Below are 22894 nucleotides of genomic sequence, written 5' to 3' on the forward strand. Positions count from 1 at the left end.
ACTTTATTCGAGACAAAAAAAAGCCAGTGTTTGTGCACTGGCTCATACTAATTCACTCAATAAGGTCAAAAACTGATTAGTGGGCTTGATCCCAGTTGTCACCGTGGCCTGCTTCCGCGACTAACGGTACTTCTAGATCAGCGGCTGACTCCATCAATTCTTGTACTTTACTTTCAATTTCGGCTAAAGCTGACTCTTGAACTTCAAATACCAATTCATCGTGTACTTGCATCAATAGCTTCACACGACCATCGCCTTCCGCTTGAATCCATTCATCCACTAACAGCATCGCTTTCTTAATGATGTCTGCTGCCGTACCTTGCATCGGTGCATTGATCGCCGCACGTTCAGCGGCTTTACGACGCATGCCATTACGAGATTGGATTTCAGGCAGGTGCAAACGACGACCGTAAATGGTTTCAACGAAGCCTTGCTCTGAAGCCGCGCTGCGTGTGTCTTCCATGTACTGCATTACACCAGGGTAGCGTTCAAAGTAAGTGTCCATGTAGTGCTGTGCTTCACCACGAGGAATCCCCAGTTGCTTAGCCAAGCCAAAGGCACTCATGCCGTAGATAAGGCCGAAGTTAACGGCTTTAGCACGACGACGCTGTTCAGTGGTAACTTGATCAATAGCCACGCCGATAATCTCAGCAGCCGTTGCCGCGTGAATATCTTTGCCTTGTTGGAACGCTTCCAGCAGCGCTTTATCACCCGATAGGTGCGCCATGATACGTAATTCAATTTGAGAGTAATCGACCGCTAGGATCTTCCAACCATGTTGTGCAACGAATGCTTGGCGAATACGACGACCCTCTTCATTACGAATTGGGATATTTTGTAGGTTTGGATCAGTCGAAGACAAACGACCGGTTGCCGTTACCGCTTGGTGGTAAGACGTATGAACGCGACCCGTTTCAGCGTTGATCATCTTCGGTAGTTTATCTGTGTACGTCGACTTAAGCTTCGCAAGACCACGATACTCAATGATCAGCTTAGGCAACGGGTAATCAAGGGCCAGCTCTTGCAACACTTCTTCGTTAGTTGAAGGCGCACCTGATGGCGTTTTCTTGATAACCGGTAGACCCATTTTTTCAAACAAGATCGCTTGCAGCTGTTTTGGCGAGTTCATGTTGAACTCTTGCTCTGCAATCTCGTAGGCTTTCTGTTCTAACTCATCCAGACGAACCGCAATCTCTTGTGATTGAGCCCCTAAGAGCATGTCATCGATGAATACGCCAGTACGCTCAATGCGAGACATCACAGGAATCAGAGGTACTTCGATTTCTTCATAGATGGTTTTAAGCTTTTCATCTTGCTCGATGTTTTCCATCAGGCGGTTATGCAGACGTAGTGTCACGTCAGCATCTTCTGCAGCGTATGGAGACGCTTCACCCAGCTCAATCTGGTTGAAAGTAAGTTGTTTCTTACCTTTACCTGCGATTTGCTCAAATGAGATGCAGCTATGCTGTAGGAAGCGTAGCGCTAGGCTGTCCATATCGTGCTTGCCACCTACGCTATTGAAAACGTAAGAAGCCAACATAGTATCGTGTTTGATGCCTTTCATCTCGATACCGTAGCGCGCTAGCACACTCATATCGTACTTCAGGTTTTGACCCACTTTTGCTTGAGCATCATCTTCAAGAATCGGCTTAAGCTGTTCAAGTACCCAATCACGATCCAGCTGCTGCGGTGCATCTAGGTAATCATGAGCAACCGGCACATAAACGGCAACGCCTTCTTCGGTTGCGAATGACAAGCCAACGAGGTTCGCGACCATGTAATCTAAGCTGTCTGTTTCAGTATCGAAAGCAAACAATTCAGCTGCTTTAAGCTTTTCTAGCCAAACATTGAATGACGCTTCATCTAGAATCGTTTCGTAGTTGCTGCGATCAATCGTCACGGCAGACGTATTCATCTCTACAGTAGACGTTGTTGCAGAAGCGCTGCTGCGTACTGAACCAGCTCCCGTTACTGCAGATCTTTCATCCGCCTCAACCACACCACTGCCACCTTCAAGCAGCTCGTTCAACCAAGATTTGAAAACCAGTTGGCCGTATAGTTTGATCAGCTTGTCGATATTTGGCTGTGCTTTGACGAGTGACTCTGGTGTCTCTTCAAGTTCAACATCTAACTTAATCGTCGCAAGCTGGTAAGACATATCAGCATTGTCTTTATTATCAGCTAGCTTCTTAGCCATGGTTTTCGAACCACGGAAACCAAGCGCCGCAATATCATCAAGATTTTGATACAACTTTTCGATACTACCGATACCTTGCAGTAATGCCGTCGCAGTCTTATCGCCAACACCTGGAATGCCCGGAATGTTATCCACTTTATCGCCCATCAGCGCGAGATAATCGATAATAAGCTCAGGCGGAATACCAAACTTCTCAATAACACCTTCACGATCCATCACCACGTTGGTCATGGTGTTGATCAGAGTAACGTTGTCATCGACCAGCTGCGCCATATCTTTATCACCGGTACTGATAAGCACAGGCATACCCATCGCAGAAGCTTGAGAAGCCAACGTACCAATCACGTCATCTGCTTCAACGCCAGGAATAGAGATAAGTGGCAAACCCATCGCACGAATCACATTGTGCAATGGTTCTATCTGGCAACGAAGATCGTCAGGCATAGGTGGGCGGTTTGCTTTGTACTCTGGGTACATATCATCACGGAACGTTTTCCCTTTCGCATCAAAAATAACCGCAATACGATCAGAAGCAAATTGACGCATCATGCTGCGTAGCATGTTAACCACACCATAAACAGCATTCGTTGGGATATCACCATTGCTCATGGTGCCAGGGTAAGCATGGAACGCGCGATATAGGTAAGAAGAGCCATCGATCAGAATCAATGGATTATCAGGAATACGAGCCATAATGTTTGTGAATCCAGTAAGTACAGAAATTATCTGTTAAGAATGCCACGTCTGTTGGTTGGATTCTACGTTGTCGATCTGTATCCGTTCACTCGGTTGTGTTCGTAATAATCGATTTGTTGTTATTTTTTGTTCTTAGACACAAGCGTTCTGTGGATAACTCTGTTTATATTATTTACCCACCCTGTTGAGAACTAAGGTAAACCAACAAAAAAACGCAAATAAGCCACTGAAAATAAACGATAAAATTACAGATCGAACATATGATCAACGATCTTTTCTCGATCTTGCATTGTGGAAAAGAATGCTGATGGCGTTTTATTCATAAAAAAACGTGCCACTAAATATGCATCTTGTTGAAATGGAGGTATAAAAAAAGCGACACCCGAAGATGTCGCCTAGCAAAAACCGGTAAAGCCATTCAAATTGAATACCACAGCTTTACCTAAAAGCTATAAATTACACTGGAAGCAATGTGAGCAATGTCGTGTCAAAAAGAACTTAGTACAAGTTCGCGAGAATTCTGTTGGGTAACCAAGTAGATACTTGAGTACTTAACATCCTTGTGAACATTTCCTCATTCCCTAAGACGAAGTTAATAATAATGATTCTCATTTAATAGTCAACACTTAAATGATAATAAATCTCATTTAATTTATAAACCGTTAACCGCAGTGCTCAAATTTTCTTCAAAAAATGAATTCTATGGGCATTAATGTCTTCTTTTTCTTCAAATTTTTCGATTAGGTAACCGTTTCTCAATAACAGGCGCAACATTGCAGGGAACTGGTTACGAGACTTAACCTTTAACTGCTTGTAGCCCTGCTCTTGCGCCCACTGTTCTTGAGCGTCTAATTGCGCCTGTGCAACGCCTTTGTTCCTCGCGAGCGGTGATACGCCACCAAACCAGCCATAGAACGTGTTTTCATCCAATTCATAACCGATCTTAAAACCCAGTAACACACCCGCCTCTTCAGCAACGAGGATCAGGCTTGTTTTACCCGCTAGTCGCTCCGATAAAGACGCTACACTCTCTTTTCTGGCAAACTCGGTAATCTGTTCAACAACAGAAACAACCTCTTCTAATGAGCCTTCACGCACAATGGCAGACATCTTGTTTCATCCTCATAAAACAAAAGGGCTGGCACAACGGCCAACCCTTTGGTGATCATATGGTTTACTTGATCGTACTTACTTGCCTTGCAAGTGTTCAGCAGCTTGTGCGTTATCTTCAGCAAGCCACTCTGCGACATCTTTAGCGAAATACGTCAGGATGCCATCAGCGCCAGCACGCTTAAAGCACAACAGTGATTCCATTACGGTTTCGCGCTCTTTCAGCCAGCCGTTTTGAATCGCCGCTTTGTGCATCGCGTATTCACCAGATACTTGGTAAGCAAACGTAGGCGCTTGCAGTTCGTGCTTAACACGACGAACAATATCAAGGTAAGGCATGCCTGGTTTCACCATCACCATGTCCGCACCTTCATTAAGATCCATCGCGACTTCATGAATTGCTTCATCGCTGTTGGCTGGATCCATCTGGTAGTTCTTCTTGTTACCACCTTTCAGGTTCGAAGCACTGCCAACTGCATCACGGAATGGGCCGTAGTAGCACGATGCATATTTTGCAGAGTACGCCATGATTTGAGTATGAATGTAGCCAGCTTCTTCTAACGCTTCACGGATTTTACCAATACGGCCATCCATCATGTCTGACGGTGCAACCACATCAGCACCCGCTTCAGCGTGTGATAGTGCCTGCTTGATTAAGACTTCAGTCGTCTCGTCATTCATCACGTAACCATCTTCATCGATGATGCCGTCTTGACCGTGAGTAGTGAACGGATCCAGTGCTACGTCAGTAATCACACCCATATTTGGCACGTGCTCTTTGAGTAAGCGTACTGCTCGTTGTACCAAACCTTCTGAGTTATGAGCTTCAGCCGCGCATAAACTTTTAGCATCTTGGTTCACTACTGGAAACAGAGCAATCGCAGGAACACCCAATTTTGACAGGTAATCCGCTTCCTCAAGCATAAGATCGATAGACAGGCGTTCAACACCTGGCATTGACTCGACAGGTTCACGACGCTCTTTACCCATAAGAATAAACATTGGGTAGATGAGGTCATCCACAGACAATTGATTTTCTGCCATTAGGCGACGGCTAAAGTCGTGCTTACGCATACGGCGCATACGACGACCTGGGAATTGACCTTGAATTGAAACAGACACTAGATTCTCCTTGCCTAGTCTAAGCACCAAAATGCTCAGATATGAAAGTGCTAAATACAGGCAAAAGCATATCACTGATGGCTCAGGACGCTAACAGTAAAATATAAAACCCACTCAAAAACAGGGATAAATGGCAAAAAATGACCTTCTCCTCACACTGCCGTATACTCATGACAACTCAGAAAAGACCGCTTTCAGGACACAACAATGATCGACACCCATGCCCATATTTACGCGAGCGAATTCGATGAAGACCGCGAACAAGTCGTGCAACGCGCGCTTGCTCAAGGTATTGATACCATTCTGCTGCCGAACATCGATTTAGAATCTATCGAGCCAATGCTCGCGACGGAAGCTCAGTTTCCTGAGGTGTGTCGTTCAATGATGGGCTTACACCCTTGTTATGTGGATGCGAATATCGAGCAAACCCTCAAAACCATTCGAGCTTGGTTTGATAAACATGACTTTATCGCGGTGGGTGAGATTGGTATCGACTTGTACTGGGATAAAACCTTTAAGGCTGAACAAGAGATGGCTTTCGTGACTCAACTACAATGGGCAAAAGAGCTCGATCTACCTGTGGTGATCCACACTCGTGATTCCATTGAAGAGACACTTGCTCTGCTTCGTAAAGAGCAAGATGGCAGCTTACGCGGCGTATTCCACTGTTTTGGCAGTAGCTTAGAGGAAGCCCAAGCGATCAACGAGCTAGGCTTTCATTTAGGTTTAGGCGGCGTATCGACCTTTAAGAACTCGGGGATGGATAAGGTGATTCCACATCTTGATATGAATTACGTCATCCTAGAGACAGATTGCCCATACTTAGCACCAACACCGAATCGCGGTAAACGCAACGAGCCCGCGTACACTGAACTGGTGGCAAAACGCATCGCTGAATTACGCGGAATTACCCTTGAAGAAGTCGAAAATATAACCACCATCAATGCTAAATCATTGTTTAATCTATGATGAATCTATTAATAAGTAATTATTACGGATTTATCCTCAATTTATTTGAGAAAACAAGGTGATATGTATACTATCAACCGCCTGCATATGGAGGTAGTTGATTATGTGTGACCATTCACAACACTTACAACGTCAACATCGAACTCTATGGCATAAAATTTGGGGCATCAAAGAGCTCTATATATGTCAGAACTGTGGTTATCAGTTAAAGATTCGATAAACAGACATAATAAAAAAGCGGCCTAGGGCCGCTTTTTTATTATGTGATTTTTACTGAAGAACTCTAACGATCATGCTCATCCGTAATGACTACTGCTTTGATAGCATCTGCGAATATAGCATCTGCAAACATGGCATCTGCGAATTAAGACTCCGCTTCTTCCTCTTCATCCGCATCTGGTTTACGCACATAGAAACGCGCGAAGAACAGACCAATCTCAAACAGAATACACATTGGAATCGCCAACAGTGTCTGCGAAATCATATCAGGCGGCGTTAGCATCATGCCGACAATAAACGCACCTACAACAATGTAAGGACGCTTCTCTGCCAGTTCTTTAGGTGTCGTTGCACCCGTCCAACATAGCAAGATAATGGCGACTGGCACTTCAAAAGCGATACCAAAGGCAAAGAACAGCGCGAGCACAAAATCAAGATAACTCGATATGTCGGTTGCGAACTCTACTCCCCCTAATGATATGGCGGTAAAAAAGCCAAATACCAACGGGAATACAATGAAGTAAGCGAACGCCACACCACAGTAAAACAACAATGAGCTTGAAGCCAATAACGGCATGATCAAGCGCTTCTCATGCTTGTATAAGCCCGGAGCGACAAAAGCCCACACCTGATACAAAATAAACGGAACCGCGAGGAATATAGACGCGATCAAGGTCAGTTTTAAGGGTGTGAAAAATGGTGACGCTACATCAGTTGCGATCATCGTCGCGCCTTCAGGTAAGCGATCTACCAAAGGTGCAGAGACGAACTCATAAATATCATTAGCGAAATAAATTAGCCCAACAAACACCACCAGAACAGCAACAATCGCGCGCAATAGGCGATTACGCAGTTCTAGAAGATGGCTAATTAAAGGCTGTGTCTGCTCAGTCGAAGACATGTCAAACCTCTTAAACAGGAAGATCGAAAAGGAGCCGCGTGTATCTATCCAGTTGAATTGGTATCCACTTGAATAGTTATTTACTTAAATAGCTGTCTACTTAAATAACTACATAAGTATCTGGCGACTCCTCCTTGCGAGACTATTCGGCTTTCTTATCTGACGGTGCTGAAGCTTCACTGTTGACCTGAATGGTTTCAGATTCCACAGTTTCCGTGACACTAGGTTCAGTCTCACTCGGCTTATCAGACTCAGGCTTAGCATACGGGCGTTGAACTTGAGCAGCGGCCTGCTTAAGTTCATCAACTGATGCTTTTAGGTCTGGAGATAAATCTTCCATACCCATTTTTTCCGCCTTGCGTAGGTTTTCTTGCAGCTCTTGCACCTTAAGCTCGTGAGAAAGTTCATCTTTCACACTGTTTGCCATGCTTTTCGCTTGTCCAACAAACTTGGAAATACTGCGAATCGCCACAGGTAAACGCTCAGGTCCTAAAACGACTAACCCAACGACAGATATTAATACCAGTTCCCAAAAACCGATATCAAACACGATTTACGCCTGCTCTTTGTCTTTCTTTGTTTCAGCAGTCGTTTCAGCGCTAGCTTCTTTCTTCTGCTGTTCAATGTTCTTTGGTTCAAAGTCTGCGTCTTTCTTATCTGCAGGCTTATCTTCATCGCTCATTGCTTTTTTGAAGCCTTTCACCGCTGAACCTAAGTCACCGCCCATGCCGCGCAGTTTCTTCGTTCCGAAAAGTAAAATTACAATCACAGCAATGATTAGAAGTTGCCAAATACTGATACCACCCATTGTCATTGTCCTCGGGTCTGTCTACACATAAAAAATATTAAGGGAGTCTACTGTCTAACGACGGTAAGCTCGCCAACTTAGCAGCCAAAATGTGACACCTGCGATGCCACAGCCCATAGATAGCTGCTCATAAGGGCTTGAAACTAATATTGCGGAGCATACGACTAAAGTAGCTCCAACGCCAAACAAAAACTTTCCTGTTGCTTGCTGACGCTTACTATCTCGGTAACCTTGATAAAGCTGATCCATTCTGTGGTTCATCGCTTTACCTTGGCGCAAGCTGTCATAAAGTAGCTCTGGCAGCTCTGGCAGTTTTTCTGCCCAGAATGGCGCACGCTCTTTTACTGCGTTAATCACAGCTTGCGGCCCCACCTGATTCATCATCCAGGTTTCAAGGAAAGGCTTCGCCGTTGCCCACAAATCAAGTTGCGGATACAGCTGACGGCCTAGGCCTTCGACATACAACAAGGTCTTCTGAAGAAGCACCAACTGAGGTTGAACCTCCATGTTGAAACGTCTTGCTGTATTAAATAAGTTTAGCAACACATGGCCAAATGAGATCTCGCCAAGTGGTTTTGCAAAAATTGGCTCACACACCATGCGAATCGCGAACTCGAAATCGTTAACGTTGGTGTCGTGTGGCACCCAACCCGAATCCACGTGCAGCTCTGCGACCTTACGGTAATCTCGATTGAAGAAGGCCAGCAGGTTCTCTGCTAAATAACGCTTATCTTCGCTGTTGAGCGTGCCAACAATGCCACAATCCAAACCAATCCACTGAGGGTTATCCGGATTTTCTGGATTAACGAATACGTTACCCGGGTGCATGTCGGCATGGAAAAAGCTGTCTCGGAATACTTGAGTGAAGAATACCGTCACGCCACGTTCTGCCAACAATTTCATGTTGGTGCCGTTGGCGTTTAGAGTTTCAATATCGGAAACCTGAATACCATAGATTCGCTCTGACACCATCAAGGTTTCACTGCTTAAATCAGGGATAACCTCTGGGACATACAGCTCTTCGCTGCCTTCAAAATTACGTCGCAGCTGAATGGCATTGGCTGCCTCTCGGCGCAGGTCTAGTTCATCAATTAACGTTTTTTCGTACTCGTGAACGACCTCAACCGGTTTCAAACGACGTGCTTCAGGAAGCGACTTAGCGACTATACGCGCCATTCGGTGCATCAGTTTTAGATCTGCATCAATCACCGGGCGAATATCAGGGCGAATTACCTTCAGAACAATCTCGCGGCCGCTCTCTTTAAGCTTTGCCGTATGCACCTGAGCGATAGAAGCAGAGGCCAATGGCTCGATATCAAAGTCGGTAAACCAGTTATCTAAACTGCCACCCAGTGCCTTTTCCATATCTTGCTTGGCCAATGCGCCATCAAATGGAGCGACTTGGTCTTGCAATAACGCCAATTGATCAGCGATATGAGGAGGGAACAGATCACGACGTGTCGACATCATTTGACCAAACTTGATCCACACTGGCCCAAGTTCTTGCAGCGCAAGGCGTAAGCGATGACCCAACTCTTTATCTTGATGCTTGTTCTTAAGCCAAAACAGTGACTTTCGCGCCAGTAAAGGAGCTTTAGTCAAATGGTGCTCAGGCATCAATTCATCAAGGCCGTACTCTAACTGTACCTTGATAATATGATAAAGACGTTTCAGTTCTGTTGGGGTCATATTTTCTCCAACAGAGCGTTCAACTTAGCTTCAAGGCGAGCTACCGAGCTTTTTACGTCATCAACCTGATCGCAAAAATGCACCACTTCTAACGGAGCCGGTGCAATCTTCCACTCTTCTGTCAGAACCTGAGCAACATGGTTTTGATGCTTAGTTGCTTGCTTCGCCACAAAACCACCAACGTTTTTAACGCCTTGTACCACGGTATGCGCAACCACATCACCCGTTACGCGCGATAGCCACTCTTCTAAGTCCGGCTTGCAGTCTGTCATCAGCTGAGCGAATTTTTGTGCGAGTTGAATGTCACCCTCTAAGATCAGCTTATCTTGCTTGATCAGCTTGGTGATGTTCGATTGCTCACGCAGTTCAGGCAGTACCGATAGGTTCAAAGATAGGTAGCAATCAGGTTGCCCTTCGTATTCAGACAACACATCGATTTGTTGGCTAAAAACGAAAGTGAGAGTTTTATTCAGCTCTTTCAAATTAACTTGAATGATCTGCCCCTTTAAACGAGACAAACGACGAACCAAGGCTGGATCATCGTTCACGAAAGTATTTAAAGAGGTTTCAATAACCGCGGTGACCAATGGATCAAATGGCATGACTGTCCTTACCTTTGAAAACGGATAAGCGTTAACCTATCCGTTCTGTCTTTATTCTTATTTTTTAGCACGCCCTACGAGCCTGCTACCAAGTTCGACTAGAACTTGTAACCACGGTGCAGCGCAACAATGCCGCCCGTTAGGTTGAAGTATTTTGTATTTTCAAAACCCGCTTCTTGCATCATGCCTTCCAAGGTTTCTTGGTTCGGGTGCATGCGGATAGATTCTGCTAGGTAACGATAGCTGTCTGCGTCGTTGGCAATCAGCTCACCCATTTTTGGCAACAGGTGGAAAGAGTAGGCATCGTAAACCTTTGATAGAGGCTCAAGTACTGGCTTAGAAAACTCAAGAACCAACAGACGACCGCCCGGCTTCAGCACGCGGTACATTGAACGCAGCGCTTGGTCTTTGTCGGTAACATTACGCAGACAGAAGCTGATGGTAATGCAATCGAAGTAGTTATCTGGGAAAGGCAGCTCTTCAGCATTGGCTTGAACGTAATGTACGTTGCCAACAATACCGCTATCACGCAGTTTATCGCGGCCAACATTCAGCATTGAGTTGTTGATATCAGCAAGAACCACGTGGCCTTTTTCACCAACGATACGCGAGAATTTCGCAGTCAGGTCGCCAGTACCACCACCAAGATCTAGGATGCGTTGACCAGGGCGAACGCCACTGCAATCAATCGTGAATCGCTTCCACAAGCGGTGAACACCACCCGACATTAAGTCATTCATGATGTCGTATTTAGCGGCTACAGAGTGAAATACCTCTGCTACTTTCGCGACTTTTTCGTCTTTTGCGACTGTTTCGAAACCAAAGTGTGTGGTTTCTGACTCTACTGCTGAATTTGTCTGCACGCTTGTGTCCATAATGCTGTTATCTACCATGGTAAGTTCTCATCGACAGCACACTCTCTATTTAGAGGCGCTGCGGCCGATTAGTTTACTTTATCCTCAGTAGGTTGTCTTTCTACTAAAGAGACATTTTCTGAAAAAGCCTCATTTTGAGCCATTTCAGCCAAGCCTACCGAAATCGGTTTCTTCACCTCAACACCGAGTTGCTTGAAGCTTTCTGCCTGACGAATCACGTTGCCACGCCCAGTCACTAGCTTATTCATTGCTCCTTGGTAGCTTTGGTTGGCTCTATCTAATGAGCTTCCAAGACCTTCCATATCATCAACGAACAGGCGTAATTTGTCGTAAAGCTTGCTCGCACGTTCCGCGATAACTTGCGCGTTCTGATTCTGTCTATCGTTGCGCCACAAGTTATCAATGGTACGCAGTGCCACCAGCAAGGTGGTTGGGCTAACCAAGATAATGTTTTGCTCCATCGCATCTTTAACCAAGCTAGGGTCGGCTTGAATCGCCACCTGAAACGCAGGTTCTACCGGAATAAACATCAACACATAATCAAGGCTCTGTATGCCTTTGAGTTGATGATAATCCTTCTGGCTCAAGCCTTTAATGTGCGCGCGCAATGAAGCCAAGTGATCACGTAATGCAGCATCACGTTGTTGATCAGTTTCAGCATTGAAGTAACGCTCAAACGCCACCAAAGCCATTTTTGAATCCACCACCACTTGCTTGTCTTGTGGCAGATGCACAATCACATCAGGCTGGTAACGCTTGCCCGCATCGTTTTGCAGGTTCACTTGAGTTTGGTATTCATGACCTTCGCGCAGCCCTGATTCTGCCAGCACCCGTGCCAGTACCACTTCGCCCCAGTTACCCTGCTGTTTATTATCGCCCTTTAGTGCTTGGGTCAGATTAACCGCTTCACGAGTCATGCTCTCATTAAGACGTTGCAGGTTTTTAAGCTCATGTACTAAGGTGTGACGCTCTTTGGCTTCTTGGCTAAAGCTGTCGTTCACTTGTTTCTTGAAGCCTTCTAGTTGCTCTTTCAACGGCGACAACAAACCCTCTAAGCTTTGCTTGTTTTGTTGATCGACCTTAGCGGTTTTGCTCTCAAACAGTTGATTCGCTAACAGTTCAAACTGCTGCTTAAGTCGAGATTCTGCTTGTTCTAGCAGTTGCAGCTTTTCACTGTTGGCGAGGTTTTCTTGGTCATGTCTTGCCTCTTGCTCTCTAAGCTCAGCCTCTAACTCAGACTTATGCTCCTTAAGAACATTGATATCATCGGCATACTGTTGGCGCTCTTGCTTGACCGCCTCAAAGTAGCGCAGCTTTTCCATCGCGGCCATCACCTTGCCATGGGCTTGCTTGAGCTCGAATGCCGCTTTGTCTCGGTCATCATCCAACTCATTAAGCTCTTGTTGCGCCTCTGCGAGCGAGGATTTGAGCTGGGATTGTTGAGACTCATGCAGCAAACGGTCGGACTCTAGCTGCTGTTCAAGAAGTCGCTGTTGAAAAGAGAACTTCTGTTTGATCCACCAACCCACCACACCGCCGCTGACGAGAGCGCCAGAAATAGCAGCAATAAGCGGTGCTTGATGTTCGATAATCCATTGCATGATAATGATTTAGCCTAATTGGAAGTAACTCATTAAATGGTATTTTGATACTGGATAAATGTCCAGTTTGCCGTATTAAATTTCGACAGATAGACTAGGCGCTCCGTATTCTGTCCCATCAAATTAGAATGAGTTGCTATGAACGAACGTCGTGCCTTGGGCTTTGGCCTTTCCGCGGTATTACTGTGGTCAACAGTTGCTACTGCTTTTAAGCTGACCCTTGCTGAGTTTTCGCCGATTCAAATGCTGACCATTGCCAGCATAGTGTCATCAATGGCACTGATCGCCATCTGCGCCTTTCAAGGCAAGCTTTCTCAGCTGAGTACTACGTTTCTTTCAAACCCTTGGTATTACCTACTGCTCGGCTTGGTCAATCCACTGGCCTACTACCTGATTCTATTCAAAGCATACGACCTATTGCCTGCATCTCAAGCGCAGGCCATCAACTACAGTTGGGCAATCACGCTAACCTTGATGGCGGCGGTTTTTCTCGGACAAAAGATTCGTAAGCAAGATTGGATTGCTTGTACCTTCAGTTATGCCGGTGTGGTGGTCATTGCCACCAAAGGCGATGTGCTAGGAATGCAGTTCGATAGTCCACTCGGTGTGGCTCTGGCGCTACTTTCAACCTTGCTTTGGGCGGGATACTGGATTCTAAACACCAAAAACAAGGCTGACCCTGTGATTGGCGTATTGCTTGGTTTCTTAGTGGCATTGCCCTTCGCGATCGGTTTAACCCTTTACGAAGGCGAGAGCTTTAGTCAAATCACAGCGAAAGGCTGGATGGCGGTGACTTATGTTGGCCTGTTTGAGATGGGCATTACCTTTGTCTTGTGGTTATCAGCACTCAAGCTGACCAACAACACAGCGCGTATCAGCAATCTGATTTTTGCGTCGCCGTTTATCTCGTTGATGCTACTTTCCACTATTATCGGCGAAGAGATTCACCCAGCGACCCTGTTTGGCTTGGTACTGATCATTGCCGGCTTGGTGATTCAACAGGTCAAGTTTTCAAAAAACAAACCTGCGTGACTGAGTAAATGAGTAAATGAGTAAATGAGCCAAAAGATTCGATTGAGCACGAAAAGCTATCGATAAATTCGAATCTAGAGCTAGATTACCGCTTATAGATACAAAAATGGCGAGTCATATGACTCGCCATTTTTATGTAATTGAAAATCTAATGGATAAGCTCAAAGCTTAAACCCACTGGCCTGCTGCGAAGCCTGAGCTCCAGCACCATTGGAAGTTGTAGCCACCTAACCAACCTGTTACGTCCATCACTTCGCCAATGAAGTACAAACCTTTGATGTCCTTACATTCCATGGTTTTTGAAGATAGATGATTGGTGTCCACACCGCCTAGAGTCACTTCGGCCGTTCGGTAACCTTCCGTGCCGTTTGGCGCTATTTTCCAGTTCTCTAAATGCTCTACAATGTCATTCAGCTGTTTTTCATTGAACTGCTTGAGCGGCTTGTCTTCAAGCTCTTTGCGGTCAATCAGTACTTCTACAAAACGCTTTGGTAATGCTTTCGCTAAGGTGTTTTTCAGGCTCTGATTTGGGTGTTTCTCTCGAGAGTTTTCAAGTAGTTCAGCAACGTCCACTTCTGGTACTAGATTAATAGAAACCGATTGACCCGCTTTCCAGAACGAAGAAATTTGCAATACCGAAGGGCCAGATAGGCCGCGGTGAGTAAACAACAGCGCTTCTTTGAATAAAGTGCCGTCTTGCGCGGTGATCTCGGCAGGAATCGCGATTCCTGAAAGCTCAGCAAAGGCTTCTTTGTCTTCTTTATGCAGAGTAAATGGCACCAAACCCGCAGTAGTCGGCATCACAGACAAACCAAACTGCTCAGCAATCTTATAGCCAAATGGCGTCGCGCCTAGTTTCGGCATCGATAAACCGCCCGTCGCCACGACAAGTGAGTCACACTCAACTTCGTCGGTATTAAGGTGCATCTTAAAGCCAGCGTCTGTTTTTTCGATTGAGTGAACATCACAACGGTAGCGCTGTTCAACTTTCGCCTGCTTACACTCTTCAAGCAGCATACTCACAATGTCTTTTGCGGTATGGTCATTCACACAGAACAACTGGCCGTGGTCTCGCTCTTCGAACTCAATACCGTACTTGCTCACCATCGAGATAAAATCCCAGTTGGTGTATTGAGATAAAGCTGACTTCACGAAGTGAGGGTTGTTACATAGGAAGTTGTTGGCTGAAACATCATAGTTAGTGAAGTTACAACGGCCGCCACCTGAGATTAAAATTTTTCTGCCTGGTTTCTTTGCATGATCAACCACCAGCACTCGTCGGCCACGTTTACCCGCTTCCGCAGCACACATTAAGCCCGCGGCGCCCGCACCAATTACGATTACATCAAACTTTTCACTCATTGGGGTTCTGCTTTCTTCACTTTTGCACCTCGAGTACGCCCTGTTCTCGAAATGCCATCAATAAAAAAGGATGTGCATAAACAGCACATCCTTACTAATTGCTCGCTATTCTAGCGGCAATTTTAAACTTTGCAATTGATGTTCAATTGTACAATTTGCAGACAGCAGCAAAACCACTACTTGGCTTAGCGAACCAACAACCGAAGCTTTACACCAAAACCTAAACTCTACTTCACACGTACTAAATAACTTAGACGATGAAAGAAGACAGCAACGTTACACCCAGCAGAGCGGAAGAAAGTATAAACAACTGTCTTACGCGATCACACTTCGACATAAACACTTCGTCGTGGTGATGGTGATATTCTTTGCTTTTGATGTAACTAAACAAGCGAACCTGTTTGGTCATATTGCCATGAGTTGTGAAGAATCCACCTCCGTCTACTTGTTGATAAAGTAGAGGATGTGCTTCTCGCATTATATAAATGAGTGTTCTTAGCGCAGTAAAATATCGCGCCCAGTTCACGCAAGTCACAACCATTAGTGCAAATAGAATAGTGTCGCCGCTGATCATCCTTTCCTCCCTACATCTTCATAAGAAAACTCAAAAGAAAAAGATAATCAGTGTCTTTCCCGTACTACCTAAACGGCAGGAGCTTCCATAATTGAAGATGAACCATCTTTTGCCAATTGCGCTAGGTCTTTATCAATAAAGAACAGTGCTTTACCGTCTTCACCAACAAGCTCTAGCTTATCCAATACACCTTTAAACAACTTCTCTTCTTCGTGTTGCTCTGCAACGTACCATTGCAGGAAGTTAAAGGTTGAGTAATCTTGTGTGCTGAAAGCAACGTGAGCCAGTTTGTTGATCTTTTGAGTAATCATCTGCTCATGTTCGTAAGTTTCACGGAACACAGCACCAAGGCTATCAAATTCATGTTTTGGCGCTTCAATCGCACCTAGAATTGGCATTGCACCTGTTTCACTTACGTAAGTGAAAAGACGCTGCATATGTTCCATTTCTTCTACTGCATGAACACGCAGAAACTCTGCTGCACCTTCAAATCCTTTGTCTTCACACCAAGCACTCATTTGTAAGTATAGATTGGATGAGAAAAATTCTAGGTTAATTTGATCATTCAGTTGCTCAACCATAGTTTTTGACAGCATTTAAGACTCCTAATTACATCCTCAATTTTCTCTACTATATCACTATTTAATGAATATCTCGCAGGCCATTAGTTAACCAATATTTCGAGCTGTCATTACGCAAGACAGTGGATATGAGATCACTTCAGCAAAAAAAGCCATCGCATAGTGCTAATCTTAAATCAGACAATGAATAAAGGAGGTAGCGATATGAGTTACAAACATATTTTGGTCGCGGTCGATTTATCAGAAGACAGCAAATTAATTGTGGATAAAGCGGTAGCATTGGCTAAGCCATTGGAAGCCAAAGTCTCTTTTATCCATATCGATATTAACTACGCAGAGCTGTATACCGGCCTGATTGATATCAACATGGCAGAAACCCAACATAACGCGATGGAAGCATCTCGAGTTCAGCTGCAAAATTTTGCTGAGCATGCTCAATACCCAATCACCCATACCTTAGTGGGCAGTGGCGATTTGAGTCATGAGCTGTGTGACACCATCAACGAGTTTAATGTTGATTTGGTGGTTTGTGGTCACCATCAAGATTTCTGGAGCAAGCTACTTTCTTCAACACGACAACTGATCAACGCCTCTCCGGTTGATATGCTGGTCGTGCCTCTAAGAGATTCAGAAGACTAATGAATTAAGGTTAGGTAACATACAGCTCATATCTTATTAACGAAGTTTTACTATGAGCTATTTAGCTGGTGTTACCCTCCTATGGGCCTTCTCCTTTAGCCTGATCGGCGTTTACCTTGCTGGTCAGGTTGATGCTTGGTTCTCTGTACTGATGCGTGTTGCCCTTGCAGGTATCGTGTTTCTTCCTTTCCTTAAGTTCCGTGGCGTCTCGCGTAAGCTGATCGCCAAATTGATGGCCATTGGTGGCATCCAGCTTGGCTTAATGTACTGCTTCTACTATCAGTCTTTCTTGCTGCTATCCGTTCCTGAAGTCCTTTTGTTTACCGTTTTTACCCCAATTTACGTCACGCTTATTTATGATTTCCTCAAAGGGCAATTCTCTCCGTGGTACTTAGTAACGGCGGCAATTGCGGTATTGGGCGCGGTATTCATTAAATTTGCGGGCATCAATGAGAACTTTTTAGTTGGCTTCCTCGTCGTGCAAGGCGCGAACCTGTGCTTTGCTATCGGTCAGGTGAGTTACAAGGTGGTGATGGAGAAGGAATCGACTGAATTACCTCAGCGAACCGTATTTGGTTACTTCTACTTAGGGGCGTTATGCGTCGCTTCCGTTGCTTTCATGCTACTGGGCAATCCAGAGAAGCTGCCAACCACTACTCTTCAATGGGGAATCCTGATCTACCTTGGCTTGATTGCTTCGGGGCTGGGTTACTTTATGTGGAATAAAGGCGCGTGCATGGTCAATGCTGGCGCACTGGCTGTGATGAACAATGTCTTAGTTCCAGCTGGCCTTGTGGTGAACATCCTGATTTGGAACAGAGATGTCGATTTGGTTCGATTGTCTATTGGTGGTGCCGTTATCTTGTTCTCTTTGTTCGTCAATGAGACGTGGGTGAAGAAGCGTGTTGCGAGAGATGCTAGCAATGCCTAGCGCGTTAAGCTAACAAGCTGTATTTAACTAATAAGCTTTGTTTGACTAGCAAGATTCTTATTTAAAATAATACCCAGAAAGCAAAAGAGCGACCGTAGGTCGCTCTTTTTAAATCATCTGTGTAGCAATAAGCTCTTCGAATTAACTTCAGTGGATGTGATTGTGGCTCACCACCTGAGTCTTGCTTTCAGTGAAGGCAACGTCATCAAGTTGTAGGTTGATGCGTTCAAGGTCACTTTCCAATTTTTGGCTTTTCTTGAACAGCTTTTGCTGCTTCTTAATCATCTTCGCTAGCTTTTTGTTGTACTTCTCTTGTTTCTTCGCCGCTTTCTTCGCTTGTTTGAGTTCAGCTTTCTCATCGCCGCTCGCCTTCGCCACCAATTTTTTCAGCTTGGCTTTTTTCAACGCGACTTTATCCGCTTTTTCTACGATAGCAGGATCAAAGATTTGTACCGTTGGCTCAACGCTGTCCATTACCTCGATAAGAGAAACTTCTGGAGTTGGCAATGTTTCAGCAAGTAGACCACACGCGACTTTTTCTTCAGCGGGTTTATTCTGACAATCAATCGGTGGGATGGCTGTTGGTTTGCATAGATTCGCTTGATCCGACGATGAGCGCGCACAAGAGCGGCACACGAACTTCGGTTCAGTAACCAAACTGTGGATTTCTCCCAAGTGTTCGGTGATATCTCGACGGTTTAACTTACAAAAGCGTTTAGCCATGCTACAACTCCAGCTAAGAATAATAATGATTCTTAGTTAGATATACATCCGTAACGCGACTATCGCAAGTGTTAAATAGTGATTTATCGTATTTATGACGGAAAATTTTCTTAGCGTGTCTCTAAGTTATTGATGCTTTAACTGAGTAATTAATATTTTACCTAGGTCATTGATGCTTTCACATACACATCAAAACGGTTCTTTTTAGTTTCGATCGCCATGCTCGGTTTTTGCTCATCTAACCATGCTGCGTAATCCGGTCTTTTGACCACAACTCGCTTAGATGCGAGTTTAAGGGCTGGTTGCAATAGAGCATCTGCATCCATATCGGCACCCACCAATGATTGGAATACACGCATCTCTTTCTTAACCAACGCCGATTTCTTCTTGTTCTCAGGATGTGGGTACATTGGGTCTAGGTACACCACATCAGGCTGTTCGAAATTTGGATCGTTGCTGAGTTTATCTAACGCATCGTGACTTGAAGCGTGAATCAACTTCATACGTTCAGTTACCCAACCACCGATGTCAGGGTCTTGCTGAGCTCGCTGCAAGCCATCATCAAGCAGTGCAGCCACAACAGGGTGACGCTCGACCATCTGTACTTTACAGCCCAACGACGCCAACACAAACGCATCACGCCCTAAACCAGCGGTGCCATCTAAGATAGTTGGTGTTGCGCCTTTGTTTAGACCAGCTGCCTTAGCAATTGCCTGACCTTTACCACCACCAAACTTACGTCTGTGACCGACTGCGCCTCCGACTAAATCAACAAAGATAGCACCAAGCTTCGGTTCATCGACTTTACGTAGCTCAAGTCGCTCGCAAGTCAGTACCAAAGCAAAATCGCTGTTTTCATCATGAGATAAATTCCAACGGGTCGCTAAGTCATTTAAATGATCGATTTGGGTAGCATCTTCGCAAATCAGTTGTAGTTGCAAGGTCGTCTCCAACAGACAGTAGTATTCAAAACAAAAGAGGCAACCAGTTTACCTGATTGCCTCAACAATACATATTAGCGGTGCAAACTATTAGTAGATCTGAAAGCTATTAGCACTACAAACGATTAGCACTGCTAGTGCTAAAGAATACTCATCGTGCAGCTTGGTTCAATTAATCCAAGAACTCTAACGTTCGCTCTTTTTGTAACTCTTCAACGAGCTCAGCAAGTGGTTTAGGTCGGCCTATGATGTAACCCTGTGCGTAGTTCACACCAAGTTCGATCAGCTTGTCGATTATCTGGGTATTTTCAACAAACTCAGCCACCGTGTGTTTACCCATCTGCTTAGCTAAATCATTGATCGAGCGAACCATCACATGGTCCATCTCGTTGACAGCAATATCACGCACAAACAAGCCATCGATCTTCACGATGTCGACCGGCAGTTTCTTTAAGTAACCAAACGACGATAATCCAGAGCCAAAGTCATCCAGTGCAATCATACAGCCAAGCTCTTTGATTCGAGTAAAGAACTTGATCGCCTGCTTCATGTTACTCATCGCAGCCGTTTCGGTGATCTCTAAACAGATTTTATGGCACGGTATCGACGAGTCTCTCAAGCTCTCAATCAAGAACTCTACAAACTCACGATTACCCATCGAGTGACCAGACAAATTGATAGAGCACATTCCAAGTTCATCTATCACCTTTGGTCGATGTTCCAACCAAGCGAGCGTTTGGCTCACGACTCGGCGGTCAATCAAATGCGCGATGTTATAGCGCTCTGAGGCTGGCAGGAAAATCCCCGGGGAGATGTATTCACCGTGGATATTCTTGATGCGAACCAATATTTCGAAGTGCATTTTCTCGCTGTTTTTATCTAGGCCAAGAATGCGCTGAGCAAACAACTCTAAGCGATCGTTAGCCAAAGCCTCATGCACTAGATTGACGCATTCCATCTCTAGGTGACGACGACGCAGGTCTTCATCATCTTGATGGTAAAGGTTGTAACGGTTACGCCCTTCCTCTTTAGCAGCATGGCAAGCAGCATCGGCCTGAGCATGTACCATCTGTGGTGAGGCTGCAGTATGGTCAATCAATCGGATACCAATAGAGCTGGTAAGATTAAGGCGAATATCACCCCACAAGAATGGGTTCTCACTCATCGTCGAGATAATACTGCGACACACATTCACCGCATCTCGCTCAGTACAGTCTTTCATTAATACTGCAAATTCGTCACCACCCATCCGCGCTAACACGGCATTGTATGGCAGTACCTCTTCCAGCAGCTTGGCACTAAACATGATTGCGGCATCTCCCGCTTCATGCCCCGCTGTATCGTTCAAGACCTTAAGTTGATCTAAATCCAAGAACAACATCGCGTGAGTTCGCATGTGGCTCTCAACCTCTTTGAGCGCCTTTTGCAGCTCTTGCTCAAAGTGATTACGGTTAAACGTGTCCGTCAGCAAGTCATAACGAGCTTGATATTCTAGCTTTTCCGACAACTCACGAGTTTCGGTAATGTCTTCTCCAACAATCAACAGCTGATCAGACTCAACCAGCGGGCGAATATTTTCACGAATCCAGATGGTGCTGCCATTAGCATGGCGATATTCAATATCACGACGCCATACGCCACGAATCTTATGTTGTGGTTGCAATAAGATATGACGCGGGATCATTGAGTTTTCATCGACATAGAACTCTCTAGGACGATGACCTAGTAGCTGATCTAACGGGTAGCCTAGTAACTGCTCAGCAAACTGGTTCACTTGTTGAATGCGATTATTGCCATCAAGCGTAATCATCATCACGGGTTGTTTGTCGTAATACAGCTTGAGATTCGCTTCACGCTGAAACAACTTATTCTCCGCGAGCTTACCCGAGGTAACATCACGAGCTTCAAATAAGAACTGAACATCATCCTCTTCACTGCCCGGCATAGGCTTTAAAGAGATATCCAACACCATCGCACCACGATCACGACACCACACCTCAGCTTCAAATCGCAAAATCTGGTGTTCATCGCTCGAGATAAAGTATTCCTTCAGTTCCTGCCTTGCTGAGTCTTCCCAGTGTTGGTGGCTTTGAAGAGGTGTTCCCAATTTATAGCCTTGGTTATAAAGCAGCTCATGCAGTTTACTGTTACTCGACAGCAATACACCGCCCTTATCAATGATCCCCATGAACTGCAGACTTTGGTCGAATATCGACTCCAATAACAGTTGGCTTTGTCGGCTGGTACGCTCACTTTTCTTAAGGCGATTGAGGTAATACACCAAGGTTGCGATGACACACGACATAACCAAAAACAGCAAACCTATGGTGCGAATTTCATCTCGGTAGCGCACTAAAAATGACTTAGGCTTGTTGAGAAAAGTCACCGCCGCTTCATTCTCTGCGCCCAAATCCCAACGAGATATTTGTTGGTAATCGAGTTTGATTTCTGGCGCGCCAGCAACCACTTGGGGCAGCGGTTTATCCGGATTAGCGAGCACATTCAGTAGCACTCGCCCAGTGTCTCGTCCTTGCGTTTCTCCACTGTGGATCACGCCACCAATCGCACCAAACCCAAGTCCTAAATCATGCACAATATACAATGGCATCTGAGTTTTTTTGTTGAGCTGACGCCAGTCTTCTTTGCTGCTGACACGACCATTGATGTCGCGGTAGTAGGCCCAGAACAACAAGCTTTTGGTTAGATCAGCGCGTTGCGCGAACGTCATCAGTTCTTGATAAGAATCAGGCGTATATTGCTCCACCAGCCCAGAAAACTCAGGACGTTTTTGTAGGAAGAGATCCACTTGAGCGCGAATAGCTTCACCCGTTACCGAGTGATCGGTAACCACGTAAACTTTTTTAACCGTCGATTGAAGTCGATTGATCAGCTCAATATTGCTCGCCATATCAATATCTTCAGTGATACCGGTTGCGTGCAAGCCTTCAATCATCTGTGGAGAGAAATTGTTGATGCCGCCAAAAATAACAGGCGTTCCATTGAGTTCGGGCGCTAAGCGTTTCATCAGGTTGAGGGCGTTATTATCACTGACGACTACAGCGGCAAACTCTTCATGCGACAGCTTGGTGCGGTATAGCTGATAAATTCGCTCTAAGTATTCAGCGTTTTGAGTTCGCTTGGTATCGAGATAAACAACCCGGTAAGACAACCCATCTCGATCGAGTTCTTCAGCCAGCCCTTTATGGAAATCATCCGTCCAAAAAAAGCCTTGATGATAAGAGTGAATAACCAACACATCTTTTGCCTGAGCTGAAGCAAAAACACTCCAACACATCACAATAAAAAATAACGAAAATCGCAC

The 22894-nt window shown here is 45.2% G+C and carries 20 protein-coding genes; 4 read left to right on the forward strand and 16 right to left on the reverse strand.

The window, feature by feature from the left end; all coding sequences use genetic code 11:
- Positions 1–76: 76 nt before the first annotated feature.
- The 3 genes from polA to hemB form a co-directional block, all read right to left on the reverse strand.
- Entirely contained in the window at positions 77–2890 is a 2814-nt protein-coding gene (polA, locus tag AACR09_RS16840; protein ID WP_193834448.1) for a DNA polymerase I, read from the reverse strand.
- Positions 2891–3568: 678 nt separating this feature from the next.
- Positions 3569–4003, reverse strand: a complete 435-nt coding sequence (locus tag AACR09_RS16845) for a GNAT family N-acetyltransferase (protein ID WP_193834449.1) — start codon at positions 4001–4003, stop codon at positions 3569–3571.
- Positions 4004–4081: 78 nt separating this feature from the next.
- Positions 4082–5125: a porphobilinogen synthase gene (gene hemB, locus AACR09_RS16850; protein WP_004735569.1), complete on the reverse strand. Its 1044-nt coding sequence runs from the start codon at positions 5123–5125 to the stop codon at positions 4082–4084.
- Between the two features lie 207 nt (positions 5126–5332).
- Here hemB and AACR09_RS16855 point away from each other — a divergent pair, with 207 nt between their 5' ends.
- The gene (locus AACR09_RS16855; RefSeq protein WP_017079345.1) at positions 5333–6094 is read left to right on the forward strand and encodes a TatD family hydrolase; all 762 of its coding nucleotides are present in this window, start codon (positions 5333–5335) and stop codon (positions 6092–6094) included.
- 364 nt (positions 6095–6458) lie between these two features.
- Here the strand turns inward: AACR09_RS16855 and tatC are convergent, their stop codons facing one another.
- From tatC to rmuC, 7 genes are all read right to left on the reverse strand, one after another.
- The gene (gene tatC / locus AACR09_RS16860; RefSeq protein WP_004735567.1) at positions 6459–7214 is read right to left on the reverse strand and encodes a twin-arginine translocase subunit TatC; all 756 of its coding nucleotides are present in this window, start codon (positions 7212–7214) and stop codon (positions 6459–6461) included.
- A gap of 142 nt (positions 7215–7356) precedes the next feature.
- Entirely contained in the window at positions 7357–7764 is a 408-nt protein-coding gene (gene tatB / locus AACR09_RS16865; RefSeq protein WP_004735566.1) for a Sec-independent protein translocase protein TatB, read from the reverse strand.
- 3 nt (positions 7765–7767) lie between these two features.
- Positions 7768–8022, reverse strand: a complete 255-nt coding sequence (tatA, locus tag AACR09_RS16870) for a Sec-independent protein translocase subunit TatA (protein WP_004735565.1) — start codon at positions 8020–8022, stop codon at positions 7768–7770.
- A 54-nt stretch (positions 8023–8076) separates the two neighbouring features.
- Positions 8077–9711, reverse strand: a complete 1635-nt coding sequence (ubiB, locus tag AACR09_RS16875; protein WP_017079346.1) for a ubiquinone biosynthesis regulatory protein kinase UbiB — start codon at positions 9709–9711, stop codon at positions 8077–8079.
- Positions 9708–10313 carry a ubiquinone biosynthesis accessory factor UbiJ gene (locus AACR09_RS16880; RefSeq protein ID WP_017086336.1) on the reverse strand — a complete coding sequence of 202 codons (606 nt, stop codon included), beginning with the start codon at positions 10311–10313 and terminating at the stop codon, positions 9708–9710. The genes ubiB and AACR09_RS16880 overlap by 4 nt, the downstream gene beginning before the upstream one ends.
- A gap of 98 nt (positions 10314–10411) precedes the next feature.
- Entirely contained in the window at positions 10412–11191 is a 780-nt protein-coding gene (ubiE, locus tag AACR09_RS16885; RefSeq protein ID WP_026012235.1) for a bifunctional demethylmenaquinone methyltransferase/2-methoxy-6-polyprenyl-1,4-benzoquinol methylase UbiE, read from the reverse strand.
- A 65-nt stretch (positions 11192–11256) separates the two neighbouring features.
- Positions 11257–12789, reverse strand: coding sequence for a DNA recombination protein RmuC (gene rmuC, locus AACR09_RS16890; RefSeq protein ID WP_004735561.1), 1533 nt, complete (start codon positions 12787–12789; stop codon positions 11257–11259).
- 138 nt (positions 12790–12927) lie between these two features.
- Here rmuC and AACR09_RS16895 point away from each other — a divergent pair, with 138 nt between their 5' ends.
- Positions 12928–13821: a DMT family transporter gene (locus AACR09_RS16895; RefSeq protein ID WP_004735560.1), complete on the forward strand. Its 894-nt coding sequence runs from the start codon at positions 12928–12930 to the stop codon at positions 13819–13821.
- Between the two features lie 168 nt (positions 13822–13989).
- On the opposite strand, the gene AACR09_RS16900 is transcribed toward AACR09_RS16895, so the two are convergent.
- The 3 genes from AACR09_RS16900 to ftnA form a co-directional block, all read right to left on the reverse strand.
- Positions 13990–15183, reverse strand: coding sequence for a BaiN/RdsA family NAD(P)/FAD-dependent oxidoreductase (locus tag AACR09_RS16900; RefSeq protein WP_017094892.1), 1194 nt, complete (start codon positions 15181–15183; stop codon positions 13990–13992).
- Between the two features lie 250 nt (positions 15184–15433).
- Entirely contained in the window at positions 15434–15757 is a 324-nt protein-coding gene (gene uspB / locus AACR09_RS16905) for a universal stress protein UspB (protein WP_004735557.1), read from the reverse strand.
- A gap of 68 nt (positions 15758–15825) precedes the next feature.
- On the reverse strand, positions 15826–16353 hold the full coding sequence (gene ftnA, locus AACR09_RS16910; RefSeq protein WP_004735556.1) for a non-heme ferritin: 528 nt from the start codon (positions 16351–16353) through the stop codon (positions 15826–15828).
- A gap of 189 nt (positions 16354–16542) precedes the next feature.
- Here ftnA and uspA point away from each other — a divergent pair, with 189 nt between their 5' ends.
- Together uspA and AACR09_RS16920 are read left to right on the forward strand one after the other, a co-directional pair.
- A complete protein-coding gene (gene uspA / locus AACR09_RS16915; RefSeq protein ID WP_004735555.1) occupies positions 16543–16977 on the forward strand; it encodes a universal stress protein UspA in 435 nt (144 codons plus the stop codon).
- A 52-nt stretch (positions 16978–17029) separates the two neighbouring features.
- Complete coding sequence (locus AACR09_RS16920) at positions 17030–17908, forward strand: carboxylate/amino acid/amine transporter (RefSeq protein ID WP_004735554.1); 879 nt, start codon at positions 17030–17032, stop codon at positions 17906–17908.
- Positions 17909–18055: 147 nt separating this feature from the next.
- Here AACR09_RS16920 and AACR09_RS16925 read toward each other — a convergent pair whose 3' ends face one another.
- From AACR09_RS16925 to AACR09_RS16935, 3 genes are all read right to left on the reverse strand, one after another.
- Positions 18056–18631: a hypothetical protein gene (locus AACR09_RS16925; RefSeq protein WP_102449147.1), complete on the reverse strand. Its 576-nt coding sequence runs from the start codon at positions 18629–18631 to the stop codon at positions 18056–18058.
- A 161-nt stretch (positions 18632–18792) separates the two neighbouring features.
- Positions 18793–19572 (reverse strand): class I SAM-dependent methyltransferase, encoded by a 780-nt coding sequence (locus AACR09_RS16930; RefSeq protein WP_017081709.1) that lies wholly within the window; start codon positions 19570–19572, stop codon positions 18793–18795.
- Between the two features lie 172 nt (positions 19573–19744).
- Positions 19745–22867 (reverse strand): EAL domain-containing protein, encoded by a 3123-nt coding sequence (locus AACR09_RS16935; RefSeq protein ID WP_193834455.1) that lies wholly within the window; start codon positions 22865–22867, stop codon positions 19745–19747.
- Between the last annotated feature and the right edge of the window lie 27 nt (positions 22868–22894).

Origin of the sequence: Vibrio sp. OPT20 (assembly GCF_963889365.1) — a bacterium.
Taxonomy (GTDB): domain Bacteria; phylum Pseudomonadota; class Gammaproteobacteria; order Enterobacterales; family Vibrionaceae; genus Vibrio; species Vibrio splendidus.